The sequence below is a fragment of the Microbacterium sp. MMO-56 genome, assembly GCF_037146215.1.
Taxonomy (GTDB): domain Bacteria; phylum Actinomycetota; class Actinomycetes; order Actinomycetales; family Microbacteriaceae; genus Microbacterium.
Genome location: NZ_JBBCVW010000014.1, coordinates 26,655 through 45,506 on the forward strand (window position 1 = coordinate 26,655; position 18,852 = coordinate 45,506).

Annotated in this window: 18 protein-coding genes; 16 read left to right on the forward strand and 2 right to left on the reverse strand. The window is 70.7% G+C overall.

Features of this window, described 5'->3' with window-relative positions:
- The first annotated feature begins 74 nt into the window (after window positions 1-74).
- Complete coding sequence (locus WFI00_RS12655; RefSeq protein ID WP_336633491.1) at window positions 75-1,616, forward strand: MFS transporter; 1,542 nt, start codon at window positions 75-77, stop codon at window positions 1,614-1,616.
- A gap of 105 nt (window positions 1,617-1,721) precedes the next feature.
- Complete coding sequence (locus WFI00_RS12660) at window positions 1,722-2,162, forward strand: GNAT family N-acetyltransferase (protein ID WP_336633207.1); 441 nt, start codon at window positions 1,722-1,724, stop codon at window positions 2,160-2,162.
- 139 nt (window positions 2,163-2,301) lie between these two features.
- Here the strand turns inward: WFI00_RS12660 and WFI00_RS12665 are convergent, their stop codons facing one another.
- Window positions 2,302-2,556 carry a hypothetical protein gene (locus tag WFI00_RS12665; protein ID WP_336633206.1) on the reverse strand — a complete coding sequence of 85 codons (255 nt, stop codon included), beginning with the start codon at window positions 2,554-2,556 and terminating at the stop codon, window positions 2,302-2,304.
- Between the two features lie 43 nt (window positions 2,557-2,599).
- On the opposite strand from WFI00_RS12665, the gene WFI00_RS12670 reads away from it, so the two are divergent.
- The 10 genes from WFI00_RS12670 to serA all read left to right on the forward strand — a co-directional run bounded on the left by WFI00_RS12670 (window position 2,600) and on the right by serA (window position 13,632).
- A complete protein-coding gene (locus WFI00_RS12670) occupies window positions 2,600-4,084 on the forward strand; it encodes an alpha,alpha-trehalose-phosphate synthase (UDP-forming) (protein WP_336633205.1) in 1,485 nt (494 codons plus the stop codon).
- Window positions 4,081-4,857, forward strand: coding sequence for a trehalose-phosphatase (otsB, locus tag WFI00_RS12675; protein WP_336633204.1), 777 nt, complete (start codon window positions 4,081-4,083; stop codon window positions 4,855-4,857). Before WFI00_RS12670 ends, otsB begins: the two co-directional genes overlap by 4 nt.
- A 9-nt stretch (window positions 4,858-4,866) precedes the next feature.
- On the forward strand, window positions 4,867-6,573 hold the full coding sequence (ilvD, locus tag WFI00_RS12680) for a dihydroxy-acid dehydratase (protein ID WP_336633203.1): 1,707 nt from the start codon (window positions 4,867-4,869) through the stop codon (window positions 6,571-6,573).
- A gap of 35 nt (window positions 6,574-6,608) precedes the next feature.
- Window positions 6,609-8,414 (forward strand): acetolactate synthase large subunit, encoded by a 1,806-nt coding sequence (locus tag WFI00_RS12685; protein ID WP_336633202.1) that lies wholly within the window; start codon window positions 6,609-6,611, stop codon window positions 8,412-8,414.
- A 2-nt stretch (window positions 8,415-8,416) separates the two neighbouring features.
- A complete protein-coding gene (gene ilvN, locus WFI00_RS12690) occupies window positions 8,417-8,926 on the forward strand; it encodes an acetolactate synthase small subunit (protein WP_336633201.1) in 510 nt (169 codons plus the stop codon).
- 120 nt (window positions 8,927-9,046) lie between these two features.
- Window positions 9,047-10,072: a ketol-acid reductoisomerase gene (ilvC, locus tag WFI00_RS12695; protein ID WP_336633200.1), complete on the forward strand. Its 1,026-nt coding sequence runs from the start codon at window positions 9,047-9,049 to the stop codon at window positions 10,070-10,072.
- A gap of 163 nt (window positions 10,073-10,235) precedes the next feature.
- Window positions 10,236-10,973 carry a copper homeostasis protein CutC gene (locus WFI00_RS12700; RefSeq protein ID WP_336633199.1) on the forward strand — a complete coding sequence of 246 codons (738 nt, stop codon included), beginning with the start codon at window positions 10,236-10,238 and terminating at the stop codon, window positions 10,971-10,973.
- Window positions 10,970-11,524, forward strand: coding sequence for a DNA polymerase III subunit gamma/tau (locus WFI00_RS12705; RefSeq protein ID WP_336633198.1), 555 nt, complete (start codon window positions 10,970-10,972; stop codon window positions 11,522-11,524). Before WFI00_RS12700 ends, WFI00_RS12705 begins: the two co-directional genes overlap by 4 nt.
- The gene (locus WFI00_RS12710; protein ID WP_336633197.1) at window positions 11,521-11,874 is read left to right on the forward strand and encodes a bacitracin resistance protein; all 354 of its coding nucleotides are present in this window, start codon (window positions 11,521-11,523) and stop codon (window positions 11,872-11,874) included. The genes WFI00_RS12705 and WFI00_RS12710 overlap by 4 nt, the downstream gene beginning before the upstream one ends.
- 153 nt (window positions 11,875-12,027) lie before the next feature.
- The gene (gene serA / locus WFI00_RS12715) at window positions 12,028-13,632 is read left to right on the forward strand and encodes a phosphoglycerate dehydrogenase (RefSeq protein WP_336633196.1); all 1,605 of its coding nucleotides are present in this window, start codon (window positions 12,028-12,030) and stop codon (window positions 13,630-13,632) included.
- A gap of 66 nt (window positions 13,633-13,698) precedes the next feature.
- On the opposite strand, the gene WFI00_RS12720 is transcribed toward serA, so the two are convergent.
- Entirely contained in the window at window positions 13,699-14,241 is a 543-nt protein-coding gene (locus WFI00_RS12720; RefSeq protein WP_336633195.1) for a TetR/AcrR family transcriptional regulator, read from the reverse strand.
- A 63-nt stretch (window positions 14,242-14,304) separates the two neighbouring features.
- On the opposite strand from WFI00_RS12720, the gene WFI00_RS12725 reads away from it, so the two are divergent.
- The 4 genes from WFI00_RS12725 to WFI00_RS12740 are packed head-to-tail and all read left to right on the forward strand — an operon-like array spanning window position 14,305 to window position 18,852.
- Window positions 14,305-15,852, forward strand: a complete 1,548-nt coding sequence (locus WFI00_RS12725; RefSeq protein WP_336633194.1) for an MFS transporter — start codon at window positions 14,305-14,307, stop codon at window positions 15,850-15,852.
- 38 nt (window positions 15,853-15,890) lie between these two features.
- Window positions 15,891-16,943, forward strand: a complete 1,053-nt coding sequence (locus WFI00_RS12730; protein WP_336633193.1) for a 3-isopropylmalate dehydrogenase — start codon at window positions 15,891-15,893, stop codon at window positions 16,941-16,943.
- Between the two features lie 35 nt (window positions 16,944-16,978).
- Entirely contained in the window at window positions 16,979-18,082 is a 1,104-nt protein-coding gene (locus tag WFI00_RS12735) for a branched-chain amino acid aminotransferase (RefSeq protein ID WP_336633192.1), read from the forward strand.
- Window positions 18,082-18,852 carry a fumarylacetoacetate hydrolase family protein gene (locus tag WFI00_RS12740; protein ID WP_336633191.1) on the forward strand — a complete coding sequence of 257 codons (771 nt, stop codon included), beginning with the start codon at window positions 18,082-18,084 and terminating at the stop codon, window positions 18,850-18,852. The genes WFI00_RS12735 and WFI00_RS12740 overlap by 1 nt, the downstream gene beginning before the upstream one ends.

Here is an 18,852-nt window from a genome sequence, read left to right on the forward strand (position 1 = left end):
GTATAGTTCAGGAACTGTCGTGTTCAGAAACTCCATGGTTTCGGAACTGACGAGTGTCGTATAGAGTCTGGCGCATGACTTCATCCGTCCCCCTCGCGCCGACCTCGGCGCACGCGGGTCAGCGATGGCTGACCCTCGCCGTCGTCGCCCTGGCCCAGCTCATGGTCGTCCTCGACGCGACCGTCGTGAACATCGCGCTCCCGGCCGCCCAGGCCGATCTGCGGTTCTCCGACGGCGACCGCCAGTGGATCATCACCGCGTACTCGCTCGCCTTCGGATCCCTCCTGCTCCTCGGCGGCCGACTGTCCGACCTCATCGGCCGCAAGCGCGCGTTCATCATCGGGCTCGTCGGCTTCGCCCTCGCCTCCGCGCTCGGCGGGATGGCCGACACGTTCGGCCTTCTCGTGGCCGCTCGCGCGCTGCAGGGCGCCTTCGGTGCGCTGCTGGCGCCCACCGCGCTCGCGGTGCTCACCACGACCTTCACCGACCCCAAGGAGCGCGGACGCGCCTTCGGCGTCTTCGGCGCCATCGCCGGTGCGGGCGGCGCGATCGGTCTGCTCCTCGGCGGCATCCTCACCGAGGACCTGAGCTGGCGGTGGAACCTCTACATCAACGACGTGATCGCCGTCGTCGCCGTCGTGGGCGCGATCTTCTTCGTCCACACCGTCGCTCGCACGGGGCCCCGGCCGAAGCTCGACGTGCCCGGCACCGTCCTGGTGTCCGCGGCCCTGTTCGCCCTCGTGTACGGGTTCTCGCACGCGGAGACCGACGGCTGGGAGGCGCCGCTCACGTGGGGGATGCTCGTCGCCTCCGGCGTGCTGCTCGTCGCCTTCGTCGTGTGGCAGGCGCGCGCCGCGCATCCGCTCCTCCCGCTGCGGATCGTCCGGGATCGCAACCGCGCCGCGGCGTACAGCTCGATCCTCATCGCCGGGGCCGGCATGTTCGGCATCTTCCTGTTCGTGACCTACTACCTCCAGACGACGCTCGGCTACTCGCCGATCCAGACCGGACTGTCGTTCCTGCCGATGATCGCGATGCTGGTGCTCAGCGCCCAGCTGTCGACGAACATCTTCCTGCCCCGATTCGGTCCGAAGGTGATGGTCCCGATCGGGATGCTCCTCGCGATGTCGGGCATGGTGCTGTTGACGTTCCTCGACGGATCGAGCGCGTACGCGACGCACGTCCTGCCGCCGCTGATGCTCCTCGGGCTGGGCATGGGGTCGATCATGCCTCCGTCGATACAGACCGCGACGCTCGGCGTCGATCGGGAGTTCGCCGGCGTGGCCTCCGCCATGGTGAACACGTCCCAGCAGGTGGGCGGATCTATCGGGACGGCGCTGCTCAACACCCTCGCCGCGACCGCGGCGGCGGACTTCGTCACGGCGCACGGCCCGGCGACGCCGGAGGTGCTCGCGGATGCCGCCATCCACAGCTACACGACCGCGTACTGGTGGGGTGCGGGCGCCTTCGCCCTCGGTGCGGTGATCTCGGCCGTGACGTTCCGTCGCCGTCCGCGGCCCGACGCGGATCGGGCGGCATCCCGCCCCGCCGCATCCGCGGACGCCGCGACGCCGTCCCCGTCGGCCCCGCACGCGGACCCCGTGATCGCGCACTGACCCTCCGCACCGCGTCGAGACCGCCTCGCCGAGTCGAGACCGCCCCGCAGCGTCGAGACCGCCGCTCTACACGGCGGTCTCGACGCGCGGAGATAGTCTCGGCGTATGGCGACGATCGCATCCCTCACCTCGGCGGACCGTGCGGACTGGGTCGGGCTCTGGCAGGGGTACCTGGCGTTCTACGAGAGCGAGCTCGCCGACGAGGTCACCGCGGACGTGTTCACGCGCCTCGTGGAGCAGCGCGGGCTGCACGGCGCGATCGCGCGCGACGATTCCGGTCGCGCCGTGGGACTCGTGCACTGGCTGTTCCACCCCGCGACGTGGAGCACCGGAGAGTACTGCTATCTCGAGGATCTCTTCGTCTCGCCGGATGCCCGGGGCGGAGGCATCGGCGGTGCGCTCATCGACCACGTCACCGCCGAGGCGCGGAACGCCGGCGCGGCGAAGGTCTACTGGCTCACCCAGCGGACGAACGTGACGGCCCGCGCTCTCTACGACCGGGTCGCCACCGACACCGGGTTCGTCCACTACGCCCGCACCCTCTGACGCGAGACCGCCGCACCCCGTCGAGCCCGCGGACGACACCGGCGGTCTCGACGCGCGGAGACGGTGTCGATGGAGCGACCGGGCGAGGACGGGGAGGGTCAGCGCGGGGTGCCCGCGGGCGTGACCGCACGCGGGCGGGTCAGCGGGTGAGGCGCTTCTTGAGCAGGCGCTGCTCATCTCCGGCCACCGGCGAATCGGTGGCGACGATCCCGCCGCGCGAGGCACGGTACGTGTCGACGATCGTGCCGATGGACAGAGCCAGCGTGATGCCCCAGCTGAGCCACGCCAGCGCCTGGCGCCAGGTGAAGGGCACGTCGCCGCGCATGCCGCGCAGCAGAGCCATCCCGCTCGTCACTGCGGAGATGATCCCGGTTCCGAACAGGTACTTGCGCATGGGACCACGTTAGCCTGGAAGGACGCCTGCCGAGAGGAACCGCATGAGCGAGCGCACTCCCGAATCCCCGAAGGCCGACTTCGTCGTCGTCTCCAACCGTCTGCCCGTCGACCGGGCGGAGGGCACCGACGAGTGGCGTCGATCGCCGGGTGGCCTCGTCGCGGCGCTCGAGCCCGTGCTGCAGTCGACCGGGGGAGCCTGGGTCGGATGGCCCGGCCAGCCAGACCTCGAACTCGAGCCCTTCTCGCTCGACGGCATGGAGCTGGTGCCCGTCGCCCTCACCCCGGAAGACCTCGAGGAGTTCTACGAGGGCTTCTCGAACGACACGATCTGGCCGCTGTACCACGACGTGATCTCCCCTCCCGCGTATCACCGCGAGTGGTGGGAGGCGTACGTGCGCGTCAATGAGCGCTACGCCCGAGCGGCGGCCTCGATCGCCGCCCCGGACGCGACGGTCTGGGTGCACGACTACCAGCTGCAGCTCGTGCCGAGGATGCTGCGCGAGCTGCGCCCCGACGTCGTGATCGGCTACTTCCATCACATTCCCTTCCCGGCATACGGCATCTACTCGCAGCTTCCCTGGCGCAACCAGGTGCTCGAGGGACTGCTCGGCGCCGACGTGATCGGCTTCCAGAGGGTCGCCGACGCCTCCAACTTCACGACGGCGGTGAAGCGCCGGCTCGGCTACGAGACCAAGGCGGGCGCGATCTCGGTGCCCACCGGCGACGGAGAGACCCGCACGGCGGTCGCGAGGTCCTATCCCATCTCCATCGATGCGGACGTCTACGACGAGCTCGCCCGGCGGCCGGATGTCCAGGAGCGTGCGCGGGAGATCCGGGCCAGCCTCGGCGACCCCGCCGTCGTGCTGTTCGGGGTCGATCGCCTCGACTACACGAAGGGGATCGGGCACCGGCTGAAGGCGTTCGGGGAGCTCCTCGCCGACGAGCGCCTCGACGTCGAGGATGTGACGCTGGTGCAGGTCGCGAGCCCCAGCCGGGAGAGGGTCGCCGCGTACATGCAGCTGCGCGACGAGATCGAGCTCACCGTCGGGCGCATCAACGGGGACTACGACACGGTGGGCCACACCGCGATCAGGTACCTCCACCACTCGTATCCGCGCGAGGAGATGGTGGCGCTCTACCTCGCCGCCGACGTCATGCTGGTGACCGCGCTGCGCGACGGCATGAACCTCGTCGCGAAGGAGTACGTCGCCAGTCGGGTGGACGGCCGAGGCGTCCTCGTGCTCAGCGAGTTCACGGGCGCCGCGGACGAGCTGACCCAGGCGGTCCGGGTCAATCCCCACGACATCGAGGGCCTCAAGGACGCCATCATGACCGCGATCGAGATGCCGGTCGCCGAACAGCGCCGACGGATGCGGGCGCTCCGACGCCGCGTCCGGGACCATGACGTCGCCGACTGGTCGAACCGGTTCCTCGCCGACCTCGACCAGATCCGACACACCGGGGCCGCCCCACGGAACCCGGCGGCGCCTCGGAACCCCGACGCGTTCCGAAAGCAGGCCCGATGAGCACCCCCGACCCGATCGCGGAGCTGGCGCGCACATCGCGCCTGCTCGTCGCACTCGATTTCGACGGAACGCTCTCTCCGCTCGTCGACGAGCCGATGGCCGCACGGATGACCCCCGCCGCGCGGGCGGCCGTCGACGCCCTGGTCGCGGCGCCGGAGACCGCCGTCGCCCTCGTGTCGGGGCGCACCCTGGGCGACCTCCGGATCATCGCCGAGCACGACGACGACTCGCCGCTGCTGCTCGCGGGATCCCACGGCGCCGAGCAGTGGCCGGCCGCGACGGCGGGTTCCGATGCGCCGGACGCCGATCTCCTCGACCGCCGCGACGGGCTCCGTGCGCGTGCCGACGAGCTCGTCGCCGGGGTCGACGGCGCGTGGGTGGAGCCCAAGGAGTTCGGCTTCGCGCTGCACACACGCCGCGTCGACGACGCGGCCCTCGCGGCGAGCGTGCACGACGACCTCGTCGCCCTCATGACCGCCGAGGCTCCCGACTGGCGGCGTCGCGACGGCCGCGACATCCTCGAGTACGCCTTCCGCGCCGACGGGAAGGACGGCGCCGTCGCGCGACTGCGCGCACAGACCGGCGCGACGGCGGTTCTGTTCGCGGGGGACGACGTCACCGACGAGGATGCCCTCCGCAGCCTCGGCCCGGGCGACGTCGGCGTCCGGGTGGGCGGGGGAGAGACGCCGGCGGCCATCCGCGTGGCGGACATCCCGGAGCTGGCGGCCTTGCTGACGCGCCTGGCGCACGCCCGTGCCGCGGTGCGGGAATAGACTTCGACAATGGCGCCGAGTGACCGCGAGATCGACATCAAGCCGCGCAGCCGCGCCGTCACCGACGGCATCGAGGCGACCACCTCCCGTGGCATGCTCCGCGCCGTCGGCATGGGCGACGAGGACTGGGACAAGCCCCAGATCGGCATCGCATCGAGCTGGAACGAGATCACCCCCTGCAACCTGAGCCTCGACCGGCTCGCGCAGGGCGCGAAGGAGGGTGTGCACGCCGGCGGCGGCTACCCTCTCCAGTTCGGCACGATCTCGGTCTCCGACGGCATCTCGATGGGCCACGAGGGGATGCACTTCTCGCTGGTCTCGCGCGAAGTGATCGCCGACTCCGTCGAGACCGTGGTCATGGCCGAGCGGCTCGACGGCACCGTGCTCCTCGCGGGATGCGACAAGTCGATCCCCGGCATGCTCATGGCCTCGGCCCGGCTGAACCTCTCCAGCGTCTTCCTCTACGCGGGCTCCATCGCGCCCGGCTGGGTGAAGCTCTCCGACGGCACGGAGAAGGACGTCACGATCATCGACTCCTTCGAAGCGGTCGGCGCGTGTCTGGCAGGCAAGATGAGCGAGGACGACCTCAAGCGCATCGAGTGCGCGATCGCCCCGGGTGAGGGCGCGTGCGGCGGCATGTACACCGCCAACACCATGGCCTCGGTCGCCGAAGCCCTCGGGCTGTCGCTGCCGGGATCCGCGGCGCCGCCCTCGGCGGACCGACGCCGCGACTACTTCGCGCACCGCTCCGGGGAGGCCGTCGTCGAGCTGCTGCGCCAGGGCATCACGACCCGGGACATCCTCACGCCGAAGGCCTTCGAGAACGCGATCGCCCTCGCCATGGCCCTCGGCGGATCGACCAACGTCGTCCTGCACCTGCTCGCGATCGCCCGGGAGGCGGAGGTCGAGCTCAGCCTCACGGACTTCAACCGCATCGGCGACAAGGTGCCGCACGTGGCCGATATGAAGCCCTTCGGGAAGTACGTCATGAACGACGTCGACCGCCACGGCGGCATCCCCGTGATCATGAAGGCGATGCTCGACGAGGGCCTGCTGCACGGCGATGCGCTCACGGTGACCGGCAAGACGCTCGCCGAGAACCTCGAGGCGCTGAACCCCGATCCCGTCGACGGCACCGTCATCCACACGTTCGACGACCCGATCCATGCCACCGGCGGCATCACGATCCTGCACGGTTCGCTCGCCCCCGACGGCGCCGTCGTCAAGACGGCCGGCTTCGACGCGGCGGTCTTCGAGGGGCCCGCGCGGGTCTTCGAGCGCGAGCGCGCGGCGATGGATGCCCTGGAGGCGGGAGAGGTCGAGGCGGGGAGCGTCGTCGTCATCCGCTACGAGGGCCCGAAGGGCGGCCCGGGCATGCGCGAGATGCTCGCGATCACCGCCGCCATCAAGGGCGCGGGGCTCGGAAAAGATGTACTACTCTTGACGGACGGACGATTCTCAGGCGGCACAACCGGCCTGTGCATCGGCCACATAGCACCCGAAGCGGTGGACGCAGGTCCGATCGCGTTCGTGCGCGATGGTGATCTGATACGGGTCGATATCGCGGCTCGCTCCCTCGACCTACTCGTCGAGGAGGCGGAGCTGAACTCCCGCCGCGACGGCTGGGAGCCCCTTCCCCCGCGCTATACCCGTGGCGTCCTGGCCAAGTACTCGAGACTCGTGCGTTCCGCCGCGGAGGGCGCGACGACGGGTTAGGCCCCCGCTTCAGCATCCATCACCAGAGGTCATCCATGTCACCCGACACCACGGCCATCCCACGGCCGCCCGTGCGCGGCGCCTCGGCGTCCGCTCCCGTCCTCACCGGCGCGCAGTCGGTGGTCCGCTCCCTCGATCTGCTCGGCGTCACCGACGTGTTCGGCCTGCCCGGCGGAGCGATCATGCCCGTGTACGACCCGCTCATGGACGATGAGGCGGTCCGCCACATCCTCGTCCGGCACGAGCAGGGCGCCGGCCACGCCGCCGAGGGGTACGCCGCCGCATCCGGCCGCACCGGCGTCGCGATCGCGACCTCGGGCCCCGGCGCGACCAACCTCGTCACGGCGATCGCCGACGCGTACATGGACTCGGTCCCGCTCGTGTGCATCACCGGTCAGGTGTTCAGCCACCTGATGGGCACCGACGCCTTCCAGGAGGCCGACATTGTCGGCATCACGATGCCGATCACGAAGCACTCCTTCCTCGTGAAGACCGCGGAGGAGATCCCCGGCGCGATCGCCGCCGCGTTCGAGATCGCCTCGACGGGCCGCCCGGGCCCCGTGCTCGTCGACATCACGAAGGATGCGCAGCAGAGCTCCGCTCCGTTCTTGTGGCCGCCCAAGATCGAGCTGCCCGGCTACCGCCCGGTGACCAAGGCGCATGGCAAGCAGATCCAGGCCGCCGCGCAGATGATCGCCGCCGCCCGCAAGCCCGTGCTGTACGTCGGCGGAGGCGTCATCCGCGCTCGCGCCGCCGACGAGCTGCGCACCTTCGCGGAGGCGACCGGCGCACCCGTGGTCACGACGCTCATGGCGCGGGGCGCGTTCCCCGACTCCCACCCGCAGCACCTCGGGATGCCCGGCATGCACGGAACGGTGCCCGCCGTGCTCGCCCTGCAGGAGTCCGACCTCATCGTCGCCCTGGGCGCGCGCTTCGACGATCGCGTGACCGGCAAGGCGGAGCTGTTCGCCCCGCACGCACAGGTCGTGCACGTGGACATCGATCCCGCCGAGATCTCGAAGATCCGCACCGCGGACGTGCCGATCGTGGGCGACCTCAAGGAGGTCCTCGTCGACCTCGACGCCGCCTTCCAGAGCGCGCGTGAGGACCACGCACCCGACATCGCGGAGTGGTGGTCGTACCTCGACGGCCTGCGTCAGGAGTTCCCGCTCGGCTACGCGCAGCCCGAGGACGGTCTGCTGGCGCCGCAGTACGTCATCCAGCGCATCGGCGAGCTCACGGGGCCCGAAGGCGTCTACGCCGCGGGCGTCGGCCAGCACCAGATGTGGGCGGCGCAGTTCATCAGCTACGAGCGACCGAACTCGTGGCTGAACTCGGGCGGCGCCGGCACGATGGGCTACTCGATCCCCGCCGCCATGGGGGCGAAGGTCGCCGAGCCCGACCGCGTCGTGTGGGCGATCGACGGCGACGGATGCTTCCAGATGACCAACCAGGAGCTCGCCACCTGCGTCATCAACGACATCCCGATCAAGGTCGCGATCATCAACAACTCGAGCCTGGGCATGGTCCGTCAGTGGCAGACGCTGTTCTTCGCCGGGCGCCACTCGAACACCGACCTGAACACCGGGCACGGCACGGCGCGCATCCCCGATTTCGTGAAGCTCGCGGAGGCGTACGGATGCCTCGGCATCCGCGTCGAGAAGGAGTCGGAGGTCGACGCGGCCATCCAGCTCGCCCTCGAGACGAACGACCGGCCGGTCGTGATCGACTTCGTCGTCTCGGCGGACGCCATGGTGTGGCCGATGGTCCCGCAGGGCGTGAGCAACAGCTTCGTCCAGTACGCGCGCGACCACGCGCCGAGCTTCGACGGGGAGGACTGATCATGAGCAAGCACGTGCTGAGCCTCCTCGTGGAGGACAAGCCTGGCCTGTTGACCCGCGTCGCCGGCCTGTTCGCCCGTCGCGGCTTCAACATCGAGTCGCTCGCCGTGGGCGTCACCGAGGTGCCGGGCCTCTCGCGCATCACGGTCGTCGTCGACGTCGAGGGGCTGCCCCTCGAGCAGGTCACGAAGCAGCTGAACAAGCTCGTCAACGTGATCAAGATCGTCGAGCTCGAGCAGTCCGCCTCCGTCCAGCGCGAGCACGTGCTGGTGAAGGTGCGCGCCGACAACCAGACCCGTTCGAACGTGATCGAGGTCGTGAACCTGTTCCGCGCCTCCGTCGTCGACTACGCGACCGACGCTCTCGTCGTCGAGGTCACCGGGGACCGTGCGAAGGTGGATGCCTTCCTGCGGGCGCTGGAGCCGTTCGGCATCAAGGAGCTCGCGCAGTCCGGCATGGTCGCGATCGGCCGCGGCGGCAAATCCATCACCGAACGAGTCCTGCGCGGCTGACTCCGACCCCACCCTCGATCCGGCGAGTGTCCACGACACGCGGTCTCTCGCCCCATCCCATCCGCGTGTCCTGGACACTCGCCCGAGACACACACCTTTCGACACAAGGAGAAACACACCATGGCTGAGATCTTCTACGACTCCGACGCCGACCTGTCCGTCATCCAGGGCAAGAAGGTCGCGATCGTCGGCTACGGCTCGCAGGGCCACGCGCACGCGCAGAACCTGCGCGACTCGGGCGTCGAGGTCGTCATCGCGCTCAAGGACGGCTCGAAGTCCGCGCCCAAGGCGCAGGAGGACGGCTTCGAGGTCCTCTCCGTCGCGGACGCCACCGCGTGGGCCGACCTCATCATGATCCTCGCGCCGGACCAGCACCAGCGCGGCATCTACAACGACGAGATCAAGCCGAACCTCGCAGCCGGCAAGACGCTCGCCTTCGCGCACGGCTTCAACATCCGCTTCGGCTACATCGACGCGCCCGAGGGCGTCGACGTCATCCTCGTCGCCCCGAAGGCGCCGGGCCACACGGTGCGCCGCGAGTTCGTCGCCGGCCGCGGCATCCCCGACATCATCGCCGTCGAGCGGGATGCCTCCGGCCACGCGTGGGACACCGCGCTGGCGTACGCGAAGGCGATCGGCGGCACCCGTGCCGGCGTCATCAAGACGACCTTCACCGAGGAGACCGAGACGGACCTGTTCGGCGAGCAGGCCGTCCTGTGCGGCGGCGTCTCGCAGCTGGTCCAGTACGGCTTCGAGACCCTGACCGAGGCGGGCTACCAGCCGCAGATCGCCTACTTCGAGGTGCTGCACGAGCTGAAACTCATCGTCGACCTCATGTGGGAGGGCGGCATCGCCAAGCAGCGCTGGTCGGTGTCCGACACCGCCGAGTACGGCGACTACGTCTCCGGCCCGCGCGTCATCGACCCGCACGTCAAGGAGAACATGTCCGCGGTGCTCGCCGACATCCAGTCCGGCGCCTTCGCAGAGCGCTTCATCGGCGACCAGGACAACGGCGCCGTCGAGTTCCAGGAGCTGCGCGCCAAGGCGGCGGCGCACCCGATCGAGGCCGTGGGCAAGGACCTGCGCGCCCTCTTCGCGTGGAAGCAGCAGGACGCGGACTACGTCGAAGGAAGCGCCGCGCGCTGACCCACCAGGTTCGGGCCATGCCGCGCGCTGACCCGTTCGCGCTCTCGGCGCACCCACCGAGAACGGCTTGAGAGAGCCACCGGGCCCGACCCCTCCACCCGGGGGGTCGGGCCCTCGGTCGTGGGTCGGGCCCTCGGCACTCGCTCTGGGTACCCTGGGATCCATGACCCTCGCCGTCGAGATCGCCGTTCAGGACGTGGCCGGAGCCCGCGCCGCCGTCGCCGCCGGGGCGGACCGTCTCGAGCTGTGCCAGGCGCTCGGCGTCGGCGGGCTGACGCCGTCGATCGGGCTCATCTGCGCCGCCGTCGAGGCCGTCGGCGGCGAACGGGTCAACGTCCTCGTCCGACCCCGCGGAGGCGGATTCGTCTACGACCGGGACGAGGTCGCCCTCGTCGGCGACGACATCGCGGCCGCCGTCGAGGCGGGTGCGGGCGGCGTGGTCGTCGGGGCGCTCACCCGAGAGGGGGCGGCCGACCTCGCCGCCGTGCAGCGGTGGCGTGACGCGGCGGGGCCGGCACGCCTGGTCTTCCACCGCGCGATCGACGCCGCCCCCGACCCGGTGTCCGTGCTCGCCGCGCTCCGCGGGTCCGGGGTCGATCGCGTCCTGACCTCGGGCGGCGCCGCCCGCTGCGTGGACGGCCTCGCCGTCCTCGCCCGGCTCGTCGTCGAGCGCGGCGACGTCGAGATCATGGCGGGCGGCGGCGTCCGCATCGAGGACATCCCCGCGATCCGCCGGGCCGGCGTGCAGGCGGTGCACCTGTCCGCACGCACCGTCCGAGGAACCGACGCGCCGTCCGGGCCGGGCGGGGGAGTGCCCGGCCACGACGCGACCGACGCCGACCTGGTCGTCGCGGCGGTCGCGGCTGCGGGCGGGCCGATCCCGGCTACGCTGAACCCGTGAGCACCGGACGCGACGACGACGCCCTCAGCTGGGGAGGCGACGACGACCCGACCCTCGACGTCGGACGGACGTCGCCGGCGGAGCCGGCCCCCGCCACGCCCCGCGCGAGCGAGGCCGACGCCCGGGACGCCGGGGCCGGGACGAGCGAGGCGGCACCCGCCCTCCCCGACGGGTTCACCGCGGTCGGCAAGGGGAGCGCGGAGGTCGGACGGATCGACGCCGACGGCACCGTGACGATGCCCGCCGACGCTCCGCAGACCTCCAACGCGATGCTCGTGACGCTCGGCGTCCTCGCGGGCGTGTTCCTGCTGTTCACGATCGGCTGGGTGGTCGGCGGGCTGCGGCTGCAGGGGACGGCGCAGTTCCTGGTGGAGCCCGTCGGCTACACCGTCGCGCTCTGGCTCGCCGTCGCGGCGCCCGCCGTCTGGTTCGTCACGGTGCTGCTGCTCACGCGCACGTCCAAGGCGTGGGTGCGCCTCGTCTGGCTGATCGGCGGCCTCGCGCTCCTGGTGCCGTGGCCCTTCATCCTGGTGGGGGCGATCGGACGATGAGCGACACCGCCTCCCCGCGCCGCACGCCGCGCGCACTGCCCACCTGGGTCGTCGTCACCGTCTCGGTCGTCTTCGGGCTGTTCTACGCGTACTTCGTCTGGAACGCCGTGGGCTTCCTCGTGCAGGCCGCGGGCGGCGCCCAGCCGCTGAACGGACACGGCTGGCTCGTGCTCCTGCTCGCGGTGCTCTTCCCACTGCTCGCGTTCGGCATCGCCTTCGCCCTGGGCTGGCGGCGGTCCTGGTGGGAGTTCTCGCTGGTGCTCCTCGCAGGGCTGTGCGTGGTCGCGGTCTTCTGGCTCAACATCCTGACGTACGCCGCGGGTCCGTCGGGCGCCGCGATGCTGGGCTGAGGCCGGGGCTCGCTTAGTCCCGGCGTCACACGGTCGGGGCGGTCTCGCGACGGCCGCTAGGCTGGCACGTGCCACGCCCCGGCGCCCCAGGTGGTGTGCGGCGCGGCATCCCATCCACCCTGCGCTCGCGCGAAGCTCCGAAGGTCTGCCGCTGTGTCCAAGCCCGTCGTCCTCATCGCCGAAGAACTCTCTCCCGCCACGATCGATGCCCTCGGTCCCGATTTCGAGATCCGCACCGTCGACGGCGCCGACCGGGCAGCACTGCTCCCCGCGATCGCCGACGTCGACGCGATCCTGATCCGCTCGGCCACGAAGGTGGATGCCGAGGCGATCGCCGCGGCGACGCGCCTGAAGGTCATCGCCCGCGCCGGCGTGGGTCTCGACAACGTCGACATCAAGGCCGCGACGGCCGCCGGCGTCATGGTCGTGAACGCCCCGACCTCCAACATCATCTCGGCCGCGGAGCTGACCGTCGGCCACATCCTGAGCCTCGCCCGTCACATTCCGGCCGCGCACGCCTCGCTCGCCGCCGGCGCCTGGAAGCGCAGCTCGTTCACGGGTACCGAACTCTTCGAGAAGACCGTCGGCATCATCGGCCTCGGCCGCATCGGCGCCCTCATCGCCGCCCGCCTCCAGGGGTTCGGCGTCAGCGTCGTGGCCTACGACCCGTACGTGACCCCGACGCGCGCACAGCAGCTGGGCGTGACGCTGCTGAGCCTCGACGAGCTGCTCGACCAGAGCGACTTCGTCACCATCCACATGCCGAAGACGCCGGAGACGACCGGGATGATCGGCGCCGAGCAGTTCGCCCGGATGAAGCCGACGGCCTACGTCGTCAACGTCGCGCGCGGCGGGCTCATCGACGAGGCGGCGCTGTACACGGCGCTGACCACGGGAGAGATCGCCGGTGCGGGGCTTGACGTGTTCACTTCCGAGCCGCCCAAGGAGGACGGCACCGCCTTCCCGCTGCTGTCGCTGCCCAACGTCGTCGTCACGCCGCACCTGGGAGCCTCGACCGACGAGGCGCAGGAGAAGGCGGGCATCTCCGTCGCGCGCTCGGTCAAGCTCGCCCTCGAGGGCGACCTGGTCCCCGACGCCGTCAACGTCGCCGGGGGCGTCATCGACCCGTTCGTGCGACCCGGCATCGCTCTGGTCGAGCAGCTCGGACAGGTCTTCTCCGGCCTCGCCACGAGCGCCCTCACGAGCCTCGACATCGAGGTCCGCGGCGAACTGGCCGCGTACGACGTCAGCGTCTACCGCCTCGCGGCGCTCAAGGGCATCTTCACGACGATCGTCAGCGAGAACGTGTCGTACGTCAACGCGCCGCTGTTCGCCGACCAGCGCGGCATCGAGACCCGTCTGATCGTCGAGGCGGAGAGCCCGCTGTACCGCAACATCACGATCCTGCGCGGCACGCTCTCCGACGGTTCGGTCCTCACGGTGGCGGGCACGCTCGCCGGTACCCGGATGGTGCCGAAGATCGTCGGGATCAACGGCTACGAGATCGAGGTGCCGATCGACACGCACCACGTCGTGATGCGCTACGCCGACCGCCCCGGCATCGTCGCGATCTACGGTCAGAAGCTCGGCGAGGCCGGCATCAACATCGCGGGCCTGTTCGTCGCGCAGCCCGATGCGAGCGGACGCGCGCTGTCGGTGCTCACGGTCGACCAGCCGGTGCCGGAGGCGATCCTCGACGCGATGCGCGACGCCGTCGGGGCCGACCTGTTCCGCCAGATCGAGATCACCGAGTCCTGATCCGCCGTCGAGTGCCCCGTCGACCCCGTGCGCGGGCGTCCGACGGGGCATTCGGCAAGAGCGGCGTCAGCGGGCGGATGCCTCCACGAGCGCGACGAGGGCGTCCAGGGCCGTGCCCTGGGGGACGGGACCGGCGAGGGTCGTGCCGGTGAGAGCGTTGTTGTAGTAGAGCCCGTCGCTGACGAGCAGGACGAGCGCGAGGGCGGCGTCGTCCCGCACGTGGGGGCGCAGTGCGTCCTCCCAGCGTCCCCGGACGCGACGGAGCGTCTCGGCCGCGTCGGGGTGCCCGCCCTGGGCGAGTCTCGAGGCGGCGGTCAGCGCCCGGTCCAGGGGGTCGTCGTCCATGACGGAGGTGCGCAGGAAGAACGCCACCGCGCCCTCGGGTGCGGACTCCATCGCGGCCAGGTCCTGCGACACGAGCTCTTCGACACGCTCGAGCAGGGCCGATTCGAGGGCATCCTTCGACGCGAAGTGGTAGAGGAGCCCACCCTTGGACACGCCCGCGGACCGCGCCGTGGCGTCCATCGTCGCGGCGCGTTCTCCGTCATCGAGCAGGAGGCGCTCGAACGCGTCGAGCACGCTCTCGCGTGCGCGCGGAGGTCGAGACATGCATCGATCCTTCCATCCGGCGGTCCGTTGCTGTTACTATACCGGCTGGACGGTATAGATATCATGACTTTGACTGAAGAGATCACCCTGGCGGACGCGGCGGGAAAGCGCGTGGGATGGCGCGGATGGGCGGCACTCGTCGTGCTCATGCTCCCCGTGCTGCTCGTCTCCGTCGACAACACGGTGCTGAGTTTCGCCCTGCCCGACATCGCCCTGAGCCTGGGTCCGACCAGCGCGCAGCAGCTGTGGATCATCGACGCCTACCCGCTCGTGCTGGCCGGCCTCCTGGTCACGATGGGAACGCTCGGCGACCGGTTCGGCCGCCGACGGATGCTGCTGATCGGCGCCACCGGATTCGCGGCCGTGTCCGTGCTCGCGGCCTTCGCGCCGAGCGCGATGTGGCTCATTGCCGCGCGCGCCGGGATGGGCGTGTTCGGTGCGATGCTGATGCCCTCGACGCTCTCGCTCCTGCGGTCGATCTTCACCGACCGCGATCAGCGCCGACTGGCCATCGCGGTGTGGGCGTCCATGTTCTCCGCGGGCGCGGCGGCGGGACCCATCGTCGGTGGGATCCTGCTCGAGCACTTCGCGTGGGGATCGGTGTTCCTGATGTCCGTGCCCGTGCTGCTCCCGCTGCTCGTGCTGGCGCCGCTGCTCGTGCCGGAGAGCCGCGACCCCCGCCCCGGCCGCATCGACCCCGTGAGCATCGCGCTGTCGATGCTGACGATGGTGCCCGTCGTGTACGCGATCAAGGAGGTCGCCGTGCACGGTGTCGGGCCGATCCCCGTCGTCCTGGTCGTGGCCGGGATCGCCTTCGGCGCGGTGTTCGTGCGGCGCCAGCTCCGTTCCGATCAGCCCATGCTCGACATGCGTCTGTTCGCGCGCGGGACGTTCAGCGGCGCCCTCCTCGTGAACCTCCTGAGCGTGATCGCCCTGGTCGGGTTCCTCTACTTCGTGGCGCAGCACCTTCAGCTGATCGTCGGCCTCTCGCCGATGCAGGCCGGCTTCGCGCTGGTCCCGGGCATGCTCGCGATGATCGTCGCGGGTCTGCTCGTGGTCCCCGTGGCGCGCCGTGTGACCGCGCGCATCGTCGTGCCCGTGGCGCTGTCGTTCTCCGTCGTGGCGTACCTCCTCGTCCCCGGTTCCGTGGGCGAGGGGGCCCTGGGTCTGCTCATCGCCGCCTTCACCCTCCTCGGCATCGGCATCGGGGCGGCGGAGACCGTCTCGAACGAGTTGATCCTGGCCAGCGCGCCGCCGGCCAAGGCGGGCGCGGCGAGCGCCGTCTCCGAGACCGCGTACGAGCTCGGCGCCGTGCTCGGAACCGCGGTCCTCGGCGGCATCCTGACCGCCGCGTACCGCGGGGGCATCGTCCTGCCCGACGGCGTCACGGGGGCCGCGGCGGACGCCGCGCGCGAGACCCTGGCGGGTGCGATGACGGTCGCGGGCACCCTCGATCCCGCGGCTGCGGAAGCCCTGCGGGCGGCCGCTGCGCACGCGTTCGACGCGGGTGTGGGGATCACCGCGGTGATCGGCGCCGTCCTTGTCGCGATCGCCGCCGTCATCGCGGCCACTACGCTGAAAGGGTCCCGCACCGCGCACGTCGACCACTGAGGGCAGCGCGCGGTCTTCCCGCGAACACGAGGAGATCCATGTCGCGCGTCGTCAAGCTGGCCGTCATCCCCGGGGACGGCATCGGACCCGAGGTCGTCGCCGAGGCCGAGAGGGTGCTGGATGCCGTGACGACCGGCACCGACGTCACCTTCGAGAAGACCCGATTCTCCCTCGGTGCGGCGCGCTACCTCGAGTCGGGCGACACCCTCACCCCCGAGGACCTGGCGGACATCGCGACCCACGACGCGATCCTCCTCGGCGCGGTCGGCGGAGTGCCCGGAGACCCGCGCCTGAAGGACGCGAACATCGAACGGGGTCTGCTGCTGAAGCTCCGGTTCGAGCTGGACCACTACGTCAACCTGCGGCCGTCGAAGCTCTATCCGGGAGCGCCCGGCCCGCTCGCGGACCCGGGCGAGATCGACTTCCTCGTGGTGCGCGAGGGGACGGAGGGCCCCTACGTCGGCAACGGCGGATCGATCCGCACGGGAACACCCCACGAGGTCGCGAACGAGACGTCCGTCAACACCGCCTACGGGATCGAGCGCGTGGTGCGCTACGCCTTCGCTCAGGCGGAGCGCCGCCGTAAGACGCTCACACTCGTGCACAAGACGAACGTCCTGGTCCACGCCGGGAGGATGTGGAAGCGCATCGTGGACGCCGTGGCATCGGAGCACCCCGACGTCGCCGTAGACTATATCCACGTCGATGCGGCCACCATCTACCTGGTCACGAACCCGGGCCGCTTCGATGTGATCGTCACCGACAACCTCTTCGGCGACATCCTCACCGACTTGGCCGGAGCCGTCACCGGAGGCATCGGTCTCGCCGCATCGGGGAACATCAACCCCGACGGCGCGTTCCCCTCGATGTTCGAGCCCGTGCACGGCTCGGCGCCGGACATCGCGGGCCAGCAGAAGGCCGACCCCACGGCCGCGATCCTCTCCGTCGCCCTGATGCTCGATCACCTCGGGCTCACGGACGAAGCCGCGCGCGTCACCCGCGCCGTCGAGGCGGACATCGAGGGTCGGGGCTCGGCCGCCCGCACGACCGCCCAGGTCGGCGACGCCATCGTCGCGGCCCTCCAGGCGTAGCCTGGACCCGCCACACCACGGAAGTCAGGACAGACATGAGCCTCACCTACGACCCCGACGCCGGACTCGCCCCGCTCGAGTTCGCCGTCACGAAGAACCTCGCCGCGAGGTCGGATGCGGAGCGCGACGCGCTCCTGGTCGATCCCGCCTTCGGCACGACGTTCACCGACCACATGGTCGACATCTGCTGGTCGGTGCGCGGCGGCTGGCACCGTCCGCGCGTGCAGCCGTACGGCCCGCTCTCCCTCGATCCCGCCGCGGCGGTCCTGCACTACGGGCAGGAGATCTTCGAGGGCATCAAGGCCTATCGCCACGCCGACGGCTCGGTCCACACCTTCCGTCCGCGTCAGAACGGTCTGCGTCTGCAGCGCAGCGCCCGTCGGCTGGCTCTGCCCGAACTTCCGGTCGAGTACTTCATCGAGTCGCTGAAGGCCCTCATCGCCGTCGACGGCGCCTGGGTGCCGTCGGGGTCGGACCAGAGCCTGTACCTGCGCCCCTTCATGTTCGCCAAGGAGGCCTTCCTCGGCGTCCGGCCCGCGAACAAGGTCGGCTACTACCTGATCGCCTCGCCGGTCGGCGGCTACTTCAAGGGCGGCGCGAAGCCGGTGTCGATCTGGCTGAGCACCGACTACGCGCGCGCCGGCAAGGGCGGCACCGGAGCGGCCAAGACCGGTGGGAACTACGCCGCGAGCCTCCTTCCCCAGGCCGAGGCCTACGAGCAGGGCTGCGACCAGGTCGTCTTCCTCGACCAGGACCGCAACGTCGAGGAGCTCGGCGGGATGAACATCGTGTTCGTCTACAAGGACGGCACCCTGGTGACCCCGCAGTCCGACTCGATCCTCGAGGGCATCACGCGCGACTCGATCCTGCAGCTCGCCGCCGACCGCGGACACCGGGTCGAGGGGCGTGCGGTCTCGATCGACGAGTGGCGTTCGGGCGTCGCGTCGGGCGACATCGTCGAGGTCTTCGCGTGCGGGACGGCGGCGGTGATCGCGCCGATCGGGGAGCTGAAGGGCACGGACTTCATCGACGAGCAGCCCCTCGGCGAGCTCGCGCTGTCGCTGCGCGAGGAGCTCACCGACATCCAGTACGGACGCCGCGAGGACCGGCACAGCTGGCTCGTACGGCTGGACGGCTGATGCGGATCGTCCGCTTCGCCCACGCGGATGCCATCCGCTTCGGCATCGTCGACGACACGGAGCTCGTCGTCCTGGCCGGCGACCCGCTGTTCGCCGGCTTCGAGACGACGGGGGAGCGGGTGCCGCTCGGCGAGGTCGCGCTCCTGGCACCCGTGATCCCGCGCTCGAAGATCGTGTGCGTCGGCAAGAACTATCGCGATCACGCCGCTGAGATGGGTGGGGAGGCTCCCGCCGCGCCGCTGCTGTTCCTCAAGCCGAACACGGCGGTGATCGGTCCGGGGGACGCGATCGTCCGGCCGCCGCAGTCCGAGCGCACGGACGTCGAGGGAGAGCTTGCCGTCGTGATCGGACGCGTCGCGAAGAACGTGACGGCCGAGGACGCCCTGGGTCACGTGTTCGGCTATACGATCGCGAACGATGTGACCGCCCGCGACCTGCAGTACGCCGACGGTCAGTGGGCGCGGGCCAAGGGGTTCGACACCTTCTGCCCGCTCGGCCCCGCGATCGAGACGGACTTCGACCTGGAGGGCCCCGCGCGCATCGTCACCCGGGTGGACGGCGCGGTGCTCCAGGACGGACCGATCTCCGACATGGTCCACAGCGTGCCGGAGATCATCGCCTACGCCTCGGCGGCCTTCACTCTCCTGCCGGGCGATGTCATCCTCACCGGCACGCCCGCCGGCGTCGGACCGTTCGAGGCGGGTCAGACGGTCGAGGTCGAGATCACCGGACTCGGCACGCTCCGCAACCCCGCGCGCGACGCGCGGTGA